Here is an 18,929-nt window from a genome sequence, read left to right as displayed (position 1 = left end):
GGTCCGCCCGGTTTCAGGGATTCTCGGGCGGTCCGCCCCGCGGCGAGGCCTGTCGGATCCAACCCAGGATCGCGCGGTAGGCGGGGTCGTCGTCCGACTCCCATCGCGTCCCGCCGACGTGGGTCGGGCCGTCGGGGGAGGGCGCCGCCGGGTCGTCCTCGCGGGCCTGGGGGCTGCGAGGCTTGCGGAGGAGCGGGCTCGACTCGGGCCGGGCGAGGTTCACGACCTTGAGCGCGGAGGCGAAATTCGCGGCGACGTCCGCGTCGGTCGGCCCGGCCTCGCGGGGCTCCGACAGGCGGAAAATCGCGTGGTTCGCGTGGCAGTCGATGCAGGCGTTGCCGTCCGCGGACGGCCTGGAGAACCAGGGATTCACGTCGCGGCGGAACGTGTCCAGGTCGAGGACGGCCGGGCGATCGGCCGCGACGTCGGCGGCCACGGCCGCCGGCTCGAAACCCGAGGCGCGGAGCAGCGCGTCGACCCGCGCGGCGAACGCCTCGTCCCCGGCGACCGCCTTGACGCGAGGAGCCAGCGTGGGGTGACGCGGGAGCAGGCGGTTGTGCTTCACCACGTCGAGCGCGTCGGAGCGGACGTTGGCGTCGGGGTCGAGCAACAGCGAGGCCAGCCGTTCCATCGCGTCGCCGCGATCCCAGAACGACGCGCGGGTCGCGGTGGCGGCCAGGCCGAGCCGGCGGATCCTTGGCGAGGGGTCGACCAGGGCTCGCGACAGGGCTGGGTACGTCGCGGCGCCCTCGTCGGAACTCGCCTCGATCAGCCCGGCGTAGGCCTGTTCACGGATCGCCTCGGAGTCATCCTCGGCCGCCTTGCGGAGGTGTTCGAGCACCAGCTCGCTCGCCTCTGCTCCTCCCCGAGCGGCCTGACGACCCAGGATCATCCGGATCGCCTCGGCCTTGCGGGGAGCGTCGTACCCGGGCCAGCCTCGGCCAATCGCGGCGAGGATCTCGGCGTCGGTCAGATCAAGGCGATCCAGGACCGGCAGCAGCTCGGGCGAGGCTTCGGGCCGCGTCGCGAGCTTCCGCACGGCCGCGAGGATCTCCGCCCGCCCGGCGAGCGGCCCGTTGCGGCCGAGCGCGGCGATCAGGGCCGGTCGGGCTTCGGGCGAGTCGGCGAGCAGTCGGGAGATCGCGGCGACGCGATCCGGATCGTCCTCCGCGCCGGCGAGGCTCGTCTCGTCCCGCACGATCCGGATGGCTTCGGCGCGAGCGTCGGCGTCCGGTCCTTCCAGCTCGCGGAGCACGGCCGCCTGGATCGTCGCGTCCCGAGACCTTGCCGGGAGCTTGAAGAAGCTCGCGAGCTGGAGCGACTGGCGACGACCGGGGCCGTCCGGGGGGGCGTCGAGCAGCGGGGCGAACGCGGCCTCCAGGCTTTCGAGGGGCGGTTCGTCCAGGAATCCGAATTCGCGGTCGTTGCCGACGTCCACGGCGTTTTCCGGCTGTCGTGCGTAGGTCCTCCCCCGGAGGAAAGACCCGTCGAACGCCTGGAGGACGCCGGCCCGCTGGAGATCGCCGCCGTCCCGCAGGGCGGCCAGGATCGGGCCGAGGAGGACGTCGCGCTCGGTCGCCCGGCGTCCTTCCAGGACGCTCCGCTGCACCGATTCGGGCAGCACCGCCAGGTTGCGCCGGAGGCTCACGCCGCCTCCAAGATTCTCGTCGAGCATGATGTACAGGTTCTCGCTCAGGTTCCGCCGCTGGAGCGAGGCCGTCTCCACTGCCAGGCGTTCGAGGAACGTCGCGACGATCTTCGCGCGGAGCGAGGGGTCGGCCGTGCTGTAGAACGAGCGGCGGAGGGCGCGGACGGCCTCGAATCGGGCGAGGAAGTCCGAGTCGCCCGCCCGTTCCAGCAAGGGCGGCGACAGCTCGGGTCGTGACGCCAGGTCGCCGGCCTGATAGGCGAAGATCCACACCGCGCCGCGACGGGCTCGGGGATCCGGGTCGCTCAAAGCTCGTGCGATCGACTCGACCTCATGTCCCTGGCGAGCCAGGCGTCGCAGGGCCACGGCCGCCGCGCGACGGACCAGTTTGGAGGGATCGCCCAGCCTGCGCGCCAACGGCTCCATCGCCTCAGCGTGATCTAGCCGCCCGAGGCAGCTCGCTGCCGAGGCCCGCGTCAGGGATGACGGGTGATCCAGCAGCGGGACGATCGCGGCCAGGAACTTCGCCGCTTCCGCCTCGGGGACGTCCCAGAGGTTCTCCAGGTCGTCGAGCGTGTGGGCGGGCGAATCGAGGCGGGGGAGCCGGGCGGGGCCACGGTCGCGGTTCCCCCACGAGGTCATCGGGGCCTCGGGACGCGGGAAGGCGCGGGCGAGTGCCATGACGGCGTATCGAGTCTCGCGCATCGGCGTCCGGAAGTTCTCGTGCGTGCCGTCCTGGAACCAGCCGCCGAACTCCTGCTGGGTGGCGAGCAGATACTTCAAGGCCCGGGCGATGGCCGGATGGTCGCGGGTGAGCCCGGTTTCGAGCAACGCGTCGACGAGCTGACCGGTGGCGTAGACGGCGCTCGGGCCGGGGCCGGAGTCGGATTCGTGCCAGCCGCCGTCCTCGTTCTGCAGCGCGAGCAGCGCGCCGGTCTCGCGCCGGATCTTGCCGGCGTTCGCCTCGCGGTCGAAGCGGCTCCAGGCGACGAGGCGGTGGATGCGGTCCTGGAGCGATTCGACCTGCCGGTCGGCCTGACGGCTGGAGGTCAGCGCGGCGATGTGGGCGGCGGTCCGGGCGTAGTCGTCGCGGCCGGTGCGCCGGGCCAGCTCCGCGAGCACCTTCTGGTCGCGCCAGGCCTGGCTGAACTTGCTCTCGGCCGGGACGACGTTCTGCTCGTCCTCGGGGAGCGTGGTCCGATCCGACCAGGCGGCCTGGAGGAAGGGGCCGAAACGTTCGAGCGCGGCGGTCTCCCGGCCGGAGACCTCGCGTTCGAAGTCGGCGAGGAGTCCTCCCTGTTCGCCCTGGGCTTCGAGCGGCGTCGCGATGTAGCGCTGCCAGGACAGGCCGGCGCCGCCGTCGAGGGGAGTCGGCGAGTCGGCGATGCGGTCCATCAGGTACTGCAGGCCGTCGCGCGACTGGATCGCGTAGCCCGCCCGATGGGCGGCCAGGGCCGCCTCGGCGGGGTAGCTCGTGGCGTGGCAGCCGGTGCATCGCAGGCTCGTCTCGTGGAGGTTGGTCGATCGGACGAACCGGTTCCCCTCGCGCGGGACCTGCGCCAGCCAGGCGTCGCCGGCGTTGAGGATGTAATGGAGGCCGGCCTCGACGGCCTCCGTCGGATCCTCGAACGGCGGGACCTCGGAGACCCGCGTCCGCAGGACGTACGCCGGGTGGTTGGCATTCACCCGCAGGTAATACACGCCCGGCTCGAAGGTCCGCACGAGGTTTTTGGAGTAGCGTTCGCGCTCCCGGTCGTGGACGATCTCCATCGGGTCCTTGCCGGCGAGGTACGGCCTCGGCTCGCCGTCCACGACGGTATAGACCCGCAAGTCGGCCGAGACGTCGCGGTCGAGCAGGTCGAGCGTGAAGGTGACGAGGGTCGGCTTCTCGAAAGCCACCTCGAACCGGAACCAATCCACGCCCTCGCGACCCTCTTGTTCGTGGTCCAGATACTCGACGTCGTCGGCCGAGCCGTGGACGGGACGACCGAGGATCAAGGGGCTGGCGGACCGCCAGTCGTCGTTGGGCTCGGCCTCGAACGCGGCCGGATCGTCGTTAGCGAGGTCGTCGCGCCGCCAGTCGACGAGGACCGGGGTCGGCTCGCGAGCGAGCGACTTCGAACGGACCAGGCGGATCCCGGCGGGGCCGTTGACGGTCGGGCGAAAGGGGAGGTAGACGTCGGGGTCGCCGGCGTGCAGGTCCTTGCGGAACCGAAAACCGCCGGGGCCGTCGAACTGGACGGTCAGGCGGTCGTCGTCGGCCGGCGACGCGAGGGAGACGAGCAACTCGTAGCGATGGCCGGCCTGCAGCTCGCCGAAGCCGCGCACCCAGGTCTCGCCCGGGGCGATCGCGGGCTCGACCCGGAGCGTTTCGTCGGCGAGCGCGGCGGCGGTCGAGACCAGGACGAGGAACGAGCTCAGGATGCGTCGAGGCGATGGCAGCGAAAGCATGGTGCCGGTCCTTGTCGCTCCGTCGTGGAAGGTCGCCCTCCCATTGTAGGGGCGATCAGGCGGCCGGAGGAACCGTCGTCGAGCCCACGGCGACCGGCTGGCGGTTCAGGAGCGAATGCCGGCGGCTGTAACCCAGGTAGATCACCAGCCCCAGCGCTAGCCAGACCAGGAGTCGGATCCAGTTGTCCCACCCGAGGAAGAACATCAGGCTGCCGTTGATGAGGATGCCCATCGACGAGACGAACCCGACGAACGGGACTCGGAATGAGCGCTGAAGCTCGGGGCTGGTGACCCGGAGGATCCAGACGGCGGCCGAGACGACCACGAAGGCGAACAAGGTGCCGATGCTGACAAGGTCGGCCAGGAATTCCAGCGGCGCGAGCGCGCCCCCCAACGCCACCACGACGCCGACGAGGATCGTCGATTTCCATGGGGTGCGGAACCGCGGGTGGACCGCACCGAAGAACCCGATCGGCAGGAGGCCGTCGCGCGACATCGCCAGCAGCACGCGGGGTTGGCTCAGGTTGCCGACGAGCAGGGAGCTGGTCATGCCGGCGAGGATCCCCAGGGTGACCATCGTGCCGGCGAATGTCAGCCCCTTGGCCTGGAGCGCGGCGGCCAGGGGGGCGGTCAGGTCGAGTTCGGTGTAGGGGATCATCCCCGTGAGCACGGCCGCCGTGGAGGCGTAGAGGATCGTGACGATGACCAGGGCCCCGATGATGCCGATGGGCATGTCCCGGCGCGGGTTGCGGGCCTCCTCGGCGTGGGTCGAGATCGAGTCGAAGCCGATGTAGGCGATGAAGATCTTCGCCGAGCCCGCCGCCACCCCCTTCCAGCCGTGCTCCTCGTGCAGGAAGGGCGTCCAGTTGGCAGGGTCGATGTACGAGGCCCCCGCGCCGATGAGCGTGAGGATGACGCCGATGTTCAGGAGGACCATCGCCACGTTCAGCCCCGCACTCTCGCGGATGCCCACGACCAGGACGGCCGTGATGGCGAGCGTGATCAGCACCGCCGGCATGTTGAACCAGGCGACGACCTGTTCGCCGCCGGGCAGGCTCACGCGATTCAGGATGAACCGGCCGTCGACGTAGTCCCAGGGCGAATGCAGGAGCCTCGGGTCGAGGTGGACGTGGAACAGATTGCGGAGGATCGAGTCGAAGTAGCCGGACCAGCCGTTGGCGACGAAGCACGAGCCGACCGCGAACTCCAGGATCAGGTCCCAGCCGATGATCCAGGCGGCCAGCTCGCCCAGCGTGGCGTACGCATAGGTATACGCACTGCCGGCCACGGGCACCATGCTCGCCAGTTCCGCGTAGCAGAGGGCGGCGAACCCGCAGCCGATGGAGGCGATCAGGAAGCAGAGGACGATCGAGGGCCCCGCCGTGTTCCGGGCGACGATGCCGGTCTGGACGTAGAGCCCGGCGCCGATCGTGGCGCCCACCCCCAGCGCGATGAGCGAGAACGGGCCCAGCCTTCGATCGAGGCGGTCCCCCTCGGCGTGCATCTCGTCGATCAGGAGGGACACCGGCTTCCGTCGGAACCAGGGGCTGGAGAACCATCGCATGCGTCGAGCCTGCCTTCCGAATCGCGTCGTCGCTCCTGGCGAGCGGCCGGTGGAAGGAGACAAGCGTACGCAAACGGGCACCCGCGGTAAAGCCGGGGACGCACCCGCCGCCGCTCGGATTTCAGGGGGAGGTCGGCGCCGCGTCTTCCAGCTCGCCTTCGATCATCTCCTGCTCGATCTCATGGGCGGCGGCGGTGAGCCCGCGGACCTCCTTGAGATTCGCCAGGTAGACGATCGCCCCGGTGAGGCCGCAGGCGTACATCAGCACCCGGAACGCCATCATCGCCAGGGCCCCGCTGGGATGCCCCACCAGCTTCAGGAGCTGATCGGCGACCCCCTCGCTCAGGCCGAGCGCGCCGAAGGGGAGCGGCACGGCCATGGTGAACAGCGTCAGCGGGCCCATCAGGAAGTGCTGGCCCAGGGTCGTCGTCATCTCGGGGAAGAGCATCCGGCCCATCAGGTAGAACGCGAAGACGTTCATCGAGTGGCCGACGACCGACAGCCCCAGCGCCAGCACGACCACTCCCAACCGCGAGCGGTACGTCGTGGACATGGCGTCCAGCTCGGAGACGACGGTGCCGAGCTTGCCGTGGTGGGGCCCGATCGAGCCGGGGAAGAGTCGCGAGAAGACCCGTCCGAAGATCGCCCCGAGCATCAGGAAGCCCAGGCCCGTGGCGACCCAGGCCGCCAGGATCAGGCGGCGGACCTCGGGGGTGGCCAGCGCCCAGGCCGCGATGCCGGCGACCGAGGCCAGCACGAACAGGCCCAGCAGGCCCAGGATCCGGTCGATCACCATCGAGGCGACGGCCTGCGTCTTGCGGATCCGCATCCGGACCAGGTAAGCCGCCTTGATCAGGTCGCCGCCGACCGCTCCCGGGATCACCAGGTTGAAGACGTAACCGATGAACCCGAGGAGGAACGTCGACCGCAGCGTGAATCGGGGCTCGATCACCTTCACGAGCGCGTACCAGCGCACGAAGGTCAGCATCACGCTGACCTGGAAGATGACGATGCCGACCAGCAGCAGCCGCAGGTCCAGCTTGCGCGAGAAGACCTCCAGGATCTTGGCCCGGTTCTGGTGGACCACCAGGGCCAGCAGCCCGAACGCCAGCGCGATCAGGCCGAGGTTCACCAGCGTCCCGACGTGGGATTTCTTGGGCCGTTCCGGCGCCGATTCCAGGGTGTCGACCATGCTCACGAGGGGCCTCCGATGCGTCGTCGTTTCGAATCCGTCCGTCAGATCGTGCCCTTGGTCGAGGGGACCTCGCCGGTGCGGGGGTCGCGCTCGGCGGCGTCGCGGATCGCGCGGGCGAGGCCCTTGAAGATCGCCTCGGCGACGTGGTGCGAGTTGCGGCCGTAGTGCAGCAGGACGTGCAGGTTCATCCGGCCGTTGGTGGCGACGGCGTGCCAGAAGTCGGCCACCAGCTCGCTGTCGAAGCCGCCGATCTTGGGGGTCGGCATCGGCGCGTTCCAGACCCAGTAGGGGCGGCCCCCCAGGTCGACCGCGCAGGTGACCAGCGTCTCGTCCATCGGCAGGATGCAGTGGCCGTAGCGGCGGATCCCGGCCTTCTTGCCGAGCGCCTGGTCGATCGCCAGGCCCAGGCAGATGCCGATGTCCTCGGTCGAGTGGTGGTCGTCGACGTGCGTGTCGCCCTGGCAGGTCACGGAGAGGTCGACCAACGCGTGACGCGCGAACAGCTCCAGCATGTGGTCGAGGAAGCCGATGCCCGTGGCCAGCTCGACGCGGCCCTGGCCGTCGAGGTTCAGCGACAGGCGGATGTCGGTCTCGCGGGTCTTGCGTGCGATCTCGGCGACGCGCGGGGGTTCGCTCACGGCTCTCGGTCCCGGCCTGGGGGTCGTGTTCTGGATCTCGGGGGCGATTGTAGCCGATCGCCGGGCCGGCGGTCAGGGGAGATCGGCCAGGACTTGCAGCAGGCGGTCGATCTCGGCGTCGGTCCCCACGCTGATCCGCAGGCCGGCGGGGTAGCCGGGATAGCGCATCAGGCGGACGAACACGCTCCGACGCTTCAGCTCCTGGAACGTCGACTCGGCCGGGGGGCCGCCGGTCGTCCAGACGAAGTTGGCCTGGCTGTCGGTCACGTCTCGGCCCATCGCCCGCAGGGACGAGGTGAGGCGATCGCGGGTGGAGAGAATCTTCGAACGCGTCTCATCCAGGTACGCCTGATCCTCCAGCGCGGCCTGGCCGGCGGCGAGGCTCAGGGCGTCGCAGTTGTAGGAATCCTTGACCTTTTTCAGCTCGGCGACGATCGCGGCGTCGGCGATCAGGTAGCCCAGGCGCAGCCCGGCCAGGCTGTACCCCTTGCTGAACGAGCGGGTGACGATGACGTTTCGATGCTCTTTCAGCAAGCCGATGCAGTTCTCGCGCGCGAAGTCGCCGTAGGCCTCGTCGACGACCAGCGGGCAGTCCAGCCGGCTCGCGAGCGCGGCGACCTCGGACGGCGGGATCGCGGTGCCCGAGGGGCTGTTGGGATTCGCGAGGTAGACGAGCTTCACGCCCGGCTTCAGAAATCCGTCGAGATCCAGCCGCCAGTCCTCGGTGAACGGGACGAGGTGAGTCCGGCCGTCCTGCAGGGCGGCGAGGGTGGAGTAGAGCAGGTAGCTGGGGGTCGGGTAGGCGGCGAGGTCGCCGGGGCCGACGAACGTGCGTGTGAGGATCGTCAGCACGTCGTCCGAGCCGTTGCCGGCCAGGATCATGTCGGGCTCGACCCCGTGGAGGGCGGCGGCCGTCCGTCGGAAGGCCAGGCCGGTCGGGTCGGGGTAGAGGCGGAGGCGGTCGTTTACGGCGTCGATCAGGGCCTGCTTGGCGCGGGGGGAAGGGGGGTAGGGGTTCTCGTTGGTGTTCAGCTTGATGAACGAGCCCCCCTGGGGCTGCTCGCCGGGGACGTAGCCCTCCATCCGGGCGATGTGGGGCAGGACGAAACGACGAGGCTCCGCGGGACTTTCCACCTTCGAGGGCTCCTTGATCGGTCGCGTTCGGTCAGGCTTTCGGCGCTTCCTCGGCCAGGCGGTCGAGCGGCTCGTCGGCGATCCGGTAGGTGATCCACTCGTCGAGCGGCCCTGCGCCGAGGGACTTGTAGAAGCCGATCGCGGGCTCGTTCCAGTCGAGAACGGCCCATTCCAGGCGGCCGCACCCGCGCTCGCGGGCGAGCTTCGCCAGGCAGCCCAGGAGGGCCTTGCCGATTCCCCGGCCGCGGTGCTCGGGCTGGACGAACAGATCTTCCAGATAGATGCCGGGCTGGCCGCGGAACGTCGAGAAGGTGTGGAAGAACAGGGCCATCCCCACCGCGACCCCCTCGATCTCGGCGATCAAAACCTCGGCGTAAGGGCGGGGGCCGAACAGGTGCTTCCGGAAGTCCTCGGCGGTCGCCTTGGCGAACTGGTCGAGCTTCTCGTAGATCGCCAGCTCGCGGATCAGGTTCGCGATCGTCGCCGAGTCGTCCGGGACGGCCGGGCGGATCGTGAACGGCGGCCGCTTACGGGGCGTGACGGGGGTGGGGTCGGGCTGGCTCACGGTCGTCGGCTCCTGCAGGCGGGGCGTTTGGCGTCAGTCCCGATCGAGCCGGACGTCGACGCTGGATCGGTGCGCGGTCAGGCCCTCGACGTCGGCCAGCCGTCGGACGTCGGGCGCGAGGGCGGCGAGGCCCCGGCGGTCGACGCCGATCAGGCTCGTCCGCCGCAGGAAGTCGTTGGCCGAGAGGCCGGAGGCCCATCGCGCCGTGCCGCTCGTCGGCAGGACGTGCGAAGGGCCCGCGGCGTAGTCGCCGAGGGCGACCGGCGTCAGGTGGCCGAGGAACATCGCCCCGGCGATGTCCAGCGCCGGGGCCAGACGCTCCGGGTCGGCCGTCGAGACGTGGAGGTGCTCGGGGGCGAACAGGTTCGAGAGCGCGACAGCCTCGGCCTCGTCGCGGCATTCGATCAGGGCGCCGAACCGCTCCAGGCTGTCGCGCGCCAGGTCGCCCCGGCTGAGGCGGGCGAGCTGGGCGTCGAGGGCGGCCTGCACCCTGTCGGCGAGGCCCGGGGCCCACGTCAGGAGGATGCTCGCGCCCGGGGAGTGCTCGGCCTGGCTGAGGAGGTCGGCGGCGATGAATTCGGGGTCGGCCGTCTCGTCGGCGATCAGGACGACCTCGCTGGGGCCGGCGATGCTGTCGATGTCGACCTCGCCAAAGACGTACTTCTTGGCCAGGGCGACGAACAGGTTGCCGGGGCCGACGATCTTGTCGACCGGGGCGATCCCCTCGACGCCGTACGCCAGCGCCGCCACGGCCTGCGCGCCGCCGACGCGGTGCACCTCGGTCACGCCGAGTTCGCGGCAGGCGGCCAGCAGCTCGGCGTTGTAGCCGCCGAACTTCGTGGGGGGGACCACCACCGCGATCTCGGCGACCCCCGCCGCCTGCGCCGGGACCACGGTCATCAGGAGGGTCGACGGATAGGCCGCCGCACCGCCGGGGACGCAGACGCCGACGCGGCGGAGCGGCGTGTACCTCAGCCCAAGCTTCAGGCCCGGCTTCGGCTCGATGTGGACGTCCTTGCTGAGGATCGCCCGCTGGTAGGCCAGCACGTTCTCGCGAATCCGGGCGATCGTCGCCAGGTATTCGGGGTCGGCCTGGCGATGGGCCTCGTCCAGCTCGGCCTCGGAGACGCGGACCTCGTGGGGCTTCAGGTCGACCTTGTCGAGCTTGCGGGTGTAGTCGAGGACGGCTTCGAGGCCCCGGCTCGCGACGTGGTCGCAGATCCGCTCGACGACCTGGGGCGGGGAGAGGGGCTCGCCGAACACGGCGACGGTCCGCGCCCGGCCTTCCGGGCTGACGACGTTCCCCTTCGGACTCAGCTCGCGTCGGAGGGAGGCGACGGCCTCCCGGGCGTCGTCGCGGGCGCAGTCGATTCGGCGGATTGGGACGCTCAAGGTGCTCGCTCACGATCTCGAGGCCGGCGGGATTCTCGCAGACTCCATTATCGCCCTTCGCCGCGATCCTGCAACGGCGGCGGGTCGAAACGGGGCCGCGAGGGGCTCAACCGGCCTCGGCCTCGGGGGCCGCGGCCAGCCCCCAGAGGCCCAGCAGGCCGAGGATCGCCAGGTCCGCGAACAGCAGCGGGGCGAACGCCGGCGCTCCGTACAGGAACGACCCCCAGATCGTCCCCGACGACCTCGCGAGGTTCGCCTCGACGTGCAGGTAGAACCCGACCACTCCGACCAGGATCTGAGCGACCATCACCCCGGCCGCGAGCCGTCGCAGGGGGGCGTTCCGAGGCGCGGCGAGGACGCCGACGAGGAACCCGAACGCGACCGCCGCCGAGACTACGCCGGCCCATTCGCTCGGCCGGAAGAAGCCGTTCTGGGCGTGGTCGGCCAGGCTGAGGACGAAGTTCCCCGCCCAGCCGCCGGCCGCCAGGACGACGACCCAGCCGGCCCATTCCTCCGACCGGACGTCGACCATCCGGCCGAGCAGGACCAGGAGGCCCAGCCCCGCATAGGCCAGCGGCGCGGCGAAGGGGGCCGTGTAGACGAGGTTCTTGAGCGTCATCTCCTCGAAGAAGTCGCCCCGGAGGTGGAGGATCAGGCCGGCCACGCCGACGATCAGCGACCCCCCGCCCACAAGCAAGCCGATCGAGCGAGCGAGGGCCGACCGCCACCGGGCCACGCCGGCCGGAGGTCGTCGCCGGGTCGCCGGCTCGGGGCCGCCGATCAGCATGGCGAGCAGGAGCAAGGGCGCGCAGGCCAGCGAGAAGGCGACCGGAATGTACTCGGCCGGGTGCTCGAACGCGTTGATCGCGTGCGCCACGGCCACGTCGACGGCCAGGAAGCCGATGTTTCCGATCGCGAACAGCTCGACCCAGAACGGCGGGCGGGCCGGCCATCCTTTATCGCGAAGCTGCCGAAGCATGGGTCTCGCCTCCCGGCTCGTCGGCGGCTCCCGACTTGAAGACGTCGTCCGGCAGGTCGGCGGCCTTCGGGGCCTCGGCCGGCTGGTGCTTCGCGGCCCGCTCCCGGATCTCCTCGGCGGACTTCTTCAGCTCGGTCATCTTGCTGACGATCTCGTAGTAGCCGTGCCACTGGACGAAGTCGGCACCGCCCATGTAGGCGCCGTGCTTGGCGGTCCGGCCGCCGTAGTGCCACAGGTCGAAGTGGATGTACTCGATCGGCTCGTCGAACGGCTCGTCGGTGAGCAACCCCTCCTTCCGGAGGCCGGCGATGATCGTGTCGGCCTCCTTGACGAGCTTGTTGGTCGAGCGGACGACCCCTTCGGCCTCGCCGTAGAACTGGGCGATCTTGGGGTTGGTGTGGCACTTCAGGCAGATCGCCTTCATGTTCCGACGCCCTTCCTCGAACTTGGGGCGGCGGTCGGATACCGGGGCGAAGAGGAAGTACGACAGCCGTTCGGTCACGTCGTGGGTGAACTTCTCCCCCTCCAGCCCGCTCATGTGGCAGGTGGCGCAGGTGGGAACGGGCATGTCGGCGGTGTTGAGCTTCTCGGGGCGGGCGGCCAGATTCATGACCTGCCGCTGGGAGTTGAACAGCACGCCGTGCTTCGACTCGTGATAGATCTCCAGCTGCGAGTGGTCCGGCCCCATGTGGCACTGGCCGCAGGTCTCGGGGAGGCGGGCCAGCTCGACCGAAGCGACGTGTCGAGCGTGGCAGGCCGTGCAGGAGCCGATGGAGCCGTCGGGGTTGGGCCGGCCGACGTCGTGGCACTGGCGGCAGCCCTTGTTGACGGCCGCGACCCCCTCGACGGCCGTCAGCGGGTGCGCGGGGCGGTCCACGGCCCCCTTGTGGACGGCCTCGCTGAAGGCGATCTGCTCGGGCGTGAAGTCGGCCGTGCCAGAGACGGCGGCCCACGCCGGCGCGGCGTGCCGGCTCTTCAGGTACTCGTCGAACTGCTTGGGGTGGCAGCCCTGGCAGTTGGCCGAGGTCAGCTTCTTGGTGATCGTGAAGCCCTTGTGGTCATACGGCTCCTGGCCCTTGCTCGGCTGGTGGCAGTCCAGGCAGTTGACGCCGGCCTTGCTGTGCCGGCTCATCTCATACTCGTGCACCACGGCCGAGGTCTCGTGGCGGTGGCAGTCGGCGCACTTGCCGGTGGCCTTCACGAGGTCGGCCGTAGGCCTCGCGATCTCTTGCCTCGGCCTCCGGGATTGCAGCATGAAGGCCGACACGATGAGCGCCGTGCTGAGCATGACGGCGATGAACAATCCGCGGAACGACATGGTCGTCTCCCGGCTGGTCCCTATCTCGGTGCGTCGACGAAGTGGACGGGTCCGCCGACGAGCCCCCGGCCTCGCCCCGGCCGGTGAAAGGGGGGGCGCTCGCACGATCGGGGACCTGAAGTTTGACGCCTCGCCTTGCGGAAGGCGATCGCGGGGGGGCGACGTCGCCCGGCCCCTCCTGGGGAGAGTCGGGCCGAGGCTCGAGCCCTGTCCAGTCATTTCAGGCTACACCGACGGGATCGCCCGGCCAAGGGCCTGCCGACGGTCGAGACCTCGACTCGAGGTCTCGACCGTCGGCGCGCGGCGAGGCCCTCGCGACGTTTCGCGAGGGCCTCGCCATCGGAACGGCCGGGACGGGTCGTCCTGACTTCAGACTCGTCGCCTGATCCGCCAGGCCGCCCCGCAGAGGACGGCCAGGCCGGCCATCGCCAGGCCGGAGGGCTCGGGGGTGCTCGGGATCGGGACGGATTCGATCCGCACCGTCGAGGGGTCGTACCCGGCGTACAGCGGCCCTCGGATCCCGGCCCCCATCCCATCCTTGTAACTGGTGCCGAACGATTTGACGAAGACCGATCCGTCGATGGTGTTGTTGTCGGTCAGCAGGGCGTCGGGGGCGAGGAGCGTGCCGGCGAAGTTGTTGCGGTTGAGGTCGATCTCCCCGGCCTCGTAGAAGTTCCAGAGGATGTTCGAGAACGAGGTGCGGAACGCGCCGTCGAAATTCAGGCCGTTGCGGAAATCGAGGTCCACGCCGCTCACGTTGAAGACGACCGACTGGCCCTCGCCGAACTTGTAGCCGTTGAGGTCCAGCGAGAAGCCCCGGACCTTGTTGTTCTCGAACAGCCGCTCGCCGTCGACGTGGAAGACCGCGTTGCCGTTCGAGTCCACCGTCATCACGGTGAACCGCGCGGTGTCGACCTGCTTCGTCGACAGGACGACCGACTGGCCTTCGTCTTTCATCTCCTTGAAGGCCTGCGAGGAGGCTTTCAGCTCCTTGTCGTCCGAGGCCGCGAACCCGGCCGCCCCGGGATCGACCTTGACGACCCCCCCGTCGCGGGCCGAGACGATCCTGGCCTTGTTGTCGGACGCCCCGTTGATCGTGCCGCCGATCACGCCGTCGCCCCGGAGGATCTTGACGGTCTCCGGGTTCTTGCCCGCCTTCACGTCGCCGCCCACCAGCAGGGACGGATACTTCAGCTCGGGGGAACTCGGCTTCGAGGCGACCTCGAACGAATTCTGGACGTACAGGCCGCCCCCGACCCGCACGGTCCCCTGGACGTTGTGGCCCGCGTAGAGGTCGCCGGTGGTGACCAGGCTCCAGTTCGTCAGCAGGTCCGCCCGCGACGGCGTGGCGGCGACCGTCGAAGCCATGGTCGTCAGGGAGAGGATCAAACCGACCTTCGCACGCTTCGTCATACGACTCTCCGTAGGCCCGCGACGGCGATCACGGAGGAGGGCCCCTTCGGCTCCGAAGGGTGGCCGGTCTTTCCTCGCCCGCGACGTCATCGTCTCCTCAACCATTAGGCCGCGGATGAAAGGATGGCAAGAATTCCCGCCAGATCGCGAGCCGGCGACGGCGCGGCGAGACGCCAGGCGCCGCCGCGCAGCGAAAAGCCCCCGCGTGGTCGCGAGGGCCTCGTGGTCGATCGGCCGTCGTCGAGCGTCGCTCAGGCCGATCGGCGGCGGCCCTTCCAGGCCGCGCCCGCGAGGACGGCCAGGCCGGCCATCGCCAGGCTGGAGGGCTCGGGGACTGCGGTCGTCCCGGGGACGTAGCCGCGGTAGTACGGGGTGTGGACCTCGGCCCGCATGCCGTTGCCGTACTGGGTGCCCAGGTTCTTGACGAAGACGGAGCCCTGGGTGGTGTTCATGTTCGTGAGCGTCGCGTCGGGCGCGAGCAGGGCGCCGTGGAAGTTGCTGTTGTTGAGGTTGATCGTCTCGGCTTCGTAGAAGTTCCAGATGATGTTCGCGACCGAGCCGACGAAGCCGTCGGTGAAATTGTAGGACTTGGCGAAGTCGATGTTCACGCCGCTGACGTTGAAGATCACCGACTCGCCGTCCTGGAACGTGTGGCCGTTCAGGTAGAGCGAGACCTGCTGGACCTTCGCGTTCTCGAAGAGCGACTCGCCGTCGAGGTTGAACACGGCGTTGCCGAGGGCGTCGAAGTTCGCGCTCGTCAGGGTGAACGAGGCCGGCCCGTCCTGGCCGGCGGGGGACGGGATCACGACCGTCCCGCCGGTGGACGCCATCGCCAGGAATCCGGCCGAGTTCGCCTTCAACTCGGCGTAGTCGGCCGCCCCGATTCCCGCGACCGACGAGTCGAAGCCGACCGTCCCGCCCTGCGACTGGGAGACGACGATGGCCTGGCCGTTCTGGTTCTTGTTCGTGGTCCCGCCGTTGACCGTGCCGCCGATCACCGCGCCGCCGTTGTTGACCTTCACGGTCCCGGGGTTGGGGTTCTGCTGGGCGGTGTAGATGCTGCCGCCGACCACGAGCGCGGGTCCCGAGGGGACTCCCAGGTTGGCCGCGGCCTCGAAGGTGTTCTGGACGTACATGTTCCCGCCGACCCGGACGCCCCCCTGGGCGTCGTTCGCGGCGTACAGGTTGCCGGTCGTGATCAAGTTCCAGGTGGTGAGGAGGTCGGCTCTGGCCGTCATCGGAGAGGAGACGGCGCCCAGGATGCAGAGGCCCAACACATGCTTCGCGAACTTCTTCATGGAGACTCCAGGAGATTCAGTTCATGGCTCGGGGCCGAGACGGCCCGGCGTCCACACGACGTAGAGTCGAGCCGCGTCGCCGCGACCCCGGGGTCGCATGGATGCATACCAATCAATGGCCCGCCCCCCGCCGACTTCAAGGGACGGTGATCCGAAACAACTCGGAGAAGGGGCCTCGACGGCCGCGTGGTGATTTCATGCACTTCGGCGTCGGCTCCGCGAGACGTTTCGGGATCGAATCGGGGACACCTGCCAGGTTGAAGAACGCATGCGGCGGGGATACTCTGGCTGGGTCCTCATCTCGGAACCGGGCCCGAGGACCGACTCGCGCCCGCTCCGGGCCCTTTCGTCAGGTCAGGTTAGGTCAGGTGGGCCGATGCTCATGGGCTCGAACGCTCCGACGACGCGCCGGACGCCTCGTCTCTCGCCGGTCCTTTTCGGGCCGATGGTCCTCGTCGCGACCTTCGGCCTCGCCGCCGAGCCGACGCCCTTGCCCCGGTTCACGGGCGAGCGGCTCTACGTCGCCGGCGTCCCCGACCGTTACGAGCCGGTGGCGAAGGCGATCCAGGCCCTCGAAGCGCGGTCGGATCGGACTTATTACGTCGCCGTGGTGAAGTCCGCCGGCGACGGGGAGCACGCGACGCTCGACTACGCCGAGCGGCTCCGCGACGCCTGGCGCGCCGAGGCGAAGGGCCAGGACCTGTCCCTCGACCCCGAGCGGGCGACGATCGTGGTGACGGCGCTGGACAATCGCCAGGTGGTCACCCTGCCCGGCGCGACGCTCGCCGGGCGGTACGGGCTGACGGGGGCGGCGATCGACGCCGAGATCGTCAGGCCGAAGTTCATCCCGCTCGCCCGGCAGGGGGAGTATCCGGAGGCGCTGGTCGCGCTCCTGACCGGCATCGACGAGTTCGTCGCGGCGCGGACCGCCGAGCAGGCCCCCGTCGCGCTCGTCCCGGCGGCCCCGAGCGAGGTCGCGGCTCCAACCTCGACGACCGCGAGCAGGGCGGTCGAGGCTCCCTTGCCTTCGCCCTCGACGTCGGGTCGGGATGCGGCCTGGGCCGTCGTCGGGTCGTTCGTCGCCATCGCGCTGATCGCGGCGGGCCTGGTCTGGGCGGGGAGGCGTCGGGCCCGGGGGGCGTTCCGCTCGAAGCTCAAGGATTACAAGGGGAAGGCCGTCGCGATGATGGATCGGCTCGATGGGCTGAAGGCCCGGATCGGGTCGCTCCCCGTGGAGGACCCGGACTTCACCGAGCCGATGACCGGGGACACGCTCAGCCTCTACGAGAAGGTCCAGGAAGACCTGCGACGGCTCTGGGACCGCTGGCTGGAGGTCATGGACGTCGTCGACAAGGCGGAGAAGCAGGCCGCTCGCGGGTCCTCCGCGGTGGCCGAGGCCGACAAGTTGGTCTCGGACGCGAAGGTCTTCGACGAGGTCGAGCAGGGCGCGCAGGCGTGCGCCGTCGTCATGGACCGGCTCAACGCCTCGCACGAGGAGGCCCGGGCGGCCGCGCGGGCGCTTTCGGAGGGCCGTGCCCGCGCGAGCGAGGCCGTGGAGGCCGTGCGGTCCGCCGGCCTGCCGATCGTCCCCTACCAACCCGAGATCGACCGCCTCGCCGCCCAGTCGGGTCGGGCCGAAGCCCTGATCGTCCCCGACCCCATCGGCTCGAAGGCCGTCCTGGACCAGGCCCGGGCCGACGCCGAGGCGCTGGGCCGGCGGGCGTCGGACGTGGCCGCGCGGCTGGCCGACGGCCGGGAGGTCGAGCAGGGCCTTGAGAAGCTCCGGGCCGAGATCGCCGAGCATCGCCGGGGCGGACTGACGCTGGCCGAGGAAGGGGGCGACCCCGACCCGACCGAGGCCCAGGCCGACCTAGCCCTGGATCGGCTGCGAGCGGCCCTGCAGGCCGGCGACCCGGAGCTGGCGGCGGCCGAGCTGAAAGCCGCCCGGGAGCGGCTCGATCAGGCCCGGGGCGTGCTCGACGCGGTGCTCCGCGCCCGGGCGGGCGTCGAGCGGGGCCTGCCCGAATCCCGTCGCGAGACGAAACGGCTGCGCGAGGCCATGACGCAATACGCCGCCTTCGAGCAGGAGCTGCGGCGCGAGTTCGCCCCGGCCTCGTGGCGGGCCGTCGAGGGGCACCTGACCCAGGCGAAGGCCCTGCTGGAGACGTTCGACGGCAAGGCCGACGAGGTCGAACAGGCCGCCGATTCGAAGGCGCAGAAGTATCTGCTCGCCGCCCGCCTGCTCGGCCGACTCAACCAGGAGCAGAAGGCGGCCTTCCAGCTGATGAACGCCGTCGGCGAACAGCTCGTCGGGCTCAAGGGGGTCCGAGAAGAGGCGAAGGGCCTGGCGGAGGAGGTGGCCGCCCGGGACCGCGAGGTCCGCCGCTTCTTCAAGCAGTACGACCACGTCGTCGGCCCGCAGGCCCGGGCGAGCCTGGCGGCTGCCGTCGACGCCGGTGCCACGGCCCTCCGGGCGACCTCGACTTCCCTCCCCGACTGGCCCGCCGCGCGCAAGGCGCTGGCCCAGGCCCGCGAGGAGTTCGGCATCGCCCGCTCCCAGGCCCAGTCGGACCTGGACGTCTACCAGGTCCTGACCAAGGAATACGACGAGGCCCGCGAGCACGCCGCCCGCGTGGAGGCCTTCCTCGCCGGGCACGGCGAGGACCGGCCGGCGGCCAACCAGCATTTCCGACGCGCCGAGGAGATCCTCAACCTGGTGGGCAGCGACAGCACCCGCGTGGGGAACGAGTGGCCCAAGCTGCTCGACCAGGTCCGGGGCGCCCGTCGCGACCTGGATTACTCCGAGCGGCTCGCGCAGGAGGACCTCCGGCTCGCGCGCCGGGCGGAGTCCGAGATCGCCGAGGCCGCGCGGGCGCTCCGCGAGGGGCGGACGTTCCTCTCGATGGGGGTGGGGCTCGACACCAGGCCGGCCGAGGGGCTGCTGGACCAGGCCCAGTCGCTCTACCACGCGCAGGACTACGAGCAGGCGATCCGCGCCGCCGGGGCCTCGCTCCAGCAGGTGCGGCAGGCCCACCAGGCGGCCGTCCAGCAGTCCTACGTCCGCCAGATGCAGGTCGAGGCCGAGCAGCGGCGGCGGGCGGTCGCGATGCGGAACTTTGGCATGGGAGCTGCGATAGGTGCGGCGGGGGCCTCCCTCGGCGGCTTCGCCTCCGCCGAGGAGGCCGTCGAGCCGTCCCGCAACCTCGCGGACGGACGCGAGGGCGATTCCCCCCCGCCCAGTCCGGAGGCTTCCGCCGGCTCCTGGTCGGCCGAGGCCAGCGAGTCCACCTGGTGAACAACAGACCGGCCCAACATTCGGGATCGACCATCGAAG

General features: G+C 70.4%; 12 protein-coding genes. 1 reads left to right on the top strand and 11 read right to left on the bottom strand.

Annotated features, from left to right (window positions below; genetic code table 11):
• Positions 1 to 13 precede the first annotated feature (13 nt).
• The 11 genes from G6O68_RS02520 to G6O68_RS02470 form a co-directional block, all read right to left on the bottom strand.
• Positions 14 to 4,099 carry a HEAT repeat domain-containing protein gene (locus tag G6O68_RS02520; protein WP_165244403.1) on the bottom strand — a complete coding sequence of 1,362 codons (4,086 nt, stop codon included), beginning with the start codon at positions 4,097 to 4,099 and terminating at the stop codon, positions 14 to 16.
• A gap of 55 nt (positions 4,100 to 4,154) precedes the next feature.
• Complete coding sequence (locus G6O68_RS02515; RefSeq protein ID WP_165244401.1) at positions 4,155 to 5,663, bottom strand: amino acid permease; 1,509 nt, start codon at positions 5,661 to 5,663, stop codon at positions 4,155 to 4,157.
• A 121-nt stretch (positions 5,664 to 5,784) separates the two neighbouring features.
• A complete protein-coding gene (locus tag G6O68_RS02510; RefSeq protein ID WP_165244655.1) occupies positions 5,785 to 6,855 on the bottom strand; it encodes a lysylphosphatidylglycerol synthase transmembrane domain-containing protein in 1,071 nt (356 codons plus the stop codon).
• Positions 6,856 to 6,899: 44 nt separating this feature from the next.
• Complete coding sequence (gene hisB / locus G6O68_RS02505) at positions 6,900 to 7,496, bottom strand: imidazoleglycerol-phosphate dehydratase HisB (RefSeq protein WP_165244399.1); 597 nt, start codon at positions 7,494 to 7,496, stop codon at positions 6,900 to 6,902.
• A 72-nt stretch (positions 7,497 to 7,568) separates the two neighbouring features.
• Positions 7,569 to 8,579, bottom strand: coding sequence for a histidinol-phosphate transaminase (gene hisC / locus G6O68_RS02500; protein ID WP_165244653.1), 1,011 nt, complete (start codon positions 8,577 to 8,579; stop codon positions 7,569 to 7,571).
• Between the two features lie 82 nt (positions 8,580 to 8,661).
• The gene (locus G6O68_RS02495) at positions 8,662 to 9,195 is read right to left on the bottom strand and encodes a GNAT family N-acetyltransferase (protein WP_240910980.1); all 534 of its coding nucleotides are present in this window, start codon (positions 9,193 to 9,195) and stop codon (positions 8,662 to 8,664) included.
• Between the two features lie 33 nt (positions 9,196 to 9,228).
• A complete protein-coding gene (gene hisD, locus G6O68_RS02490; protein WP_165244397.1) occupies positions 9,229 to 10,587 on the bottom strand; it encodes a histidinol dehydrogenase in 1,359 nt (452 codons plus the stop codon).
• 106 nt (positions 10,588 to 10,693) lie between these two features.
• A complete protein-coding gene (locus tag G6O68_RS02485) occupies positions 10,694 to 11,566 on the bottom strand; it encodes a hypothetical protein (protein ID WP_165244395.1) in 873 nt (290 codons plus the stop codon).
• A complete protein-coding gene (locus tag G6O68_RS02480) occupies positions 11,544 to 12,884 on the bottom strand; it encodes an ammonia-forming cytochrome c nitrite reductase subunit c552 (RefSeq protein WP_165244393.1) in 1,341 nt (446 codons plus the stop codon). Before G6O68_RS02480 ends, G6O68_RS02485 begins: the two co-directional genes overlap by 23 nt.
• Positions 12,885 to 13,253: 369 nt before the next feature.
• Positions 13,254 to 14,297 carry a collagen-binding domain-containing protein gene (locus tag G6O68_RS02475; RefSeq protein ID WP_165244391.1) on the bottom strand — a complete coding sequence of 348 codons (1,044 nt, stop codon included), beginning with the start codon at positions 14,295 to 14,297 and terminating at the stop codon, positions 13,254 to 13,256.
• 251 nt (positions 14,298 to 14,548) lie between these two features.
• Positions 14,549 to 15,595 (bottom strand): collagen-binding domain-containing protein, encoded by a 1,047-nt coding sequence (locus tag G6O68_RS02470; protein WP_165244649.1) that lies wholly within the window; start codon positions 15,593 to 15,595, stop codon positions 14,549 to 14,551.
• 376 nt (positions 15,596 to 15,971) lie between these two features.
• Between G6O68_RS02470 and G6O68_RS02465 the strand changes: the two genes are divergently transcribed.
• Positions 15,972 to 18,890 (top strand): TPM domain-containing protein, encoded by a 2,919-nt coding sequence (locus G6O68_RS02465; RefSeq protein WP_165244389.1) that lies wholly within the window; start codon positions 15,972 to 15,974, stop codon positions 18,888 to 18,890.
• Positions 18,891 to 18,929 lie beyond the last annotated feature (39 nt).

The organism is Paludisphaera soli (genome assembly GCF_011064595.1).
In the GTDB taxonomy this organism is placed as follows: Bacteria; Planctomycetota; Planctomycetia; order Isosphaerales; family Isosphaeraceae; genus Paludisphaera; species Paludisphaera soli.
The sequence above is the reverse complement of the archived record's forward strand: the minus strand, read 5'-3'. Positions and strand labels throughout refer to the sequence as shown.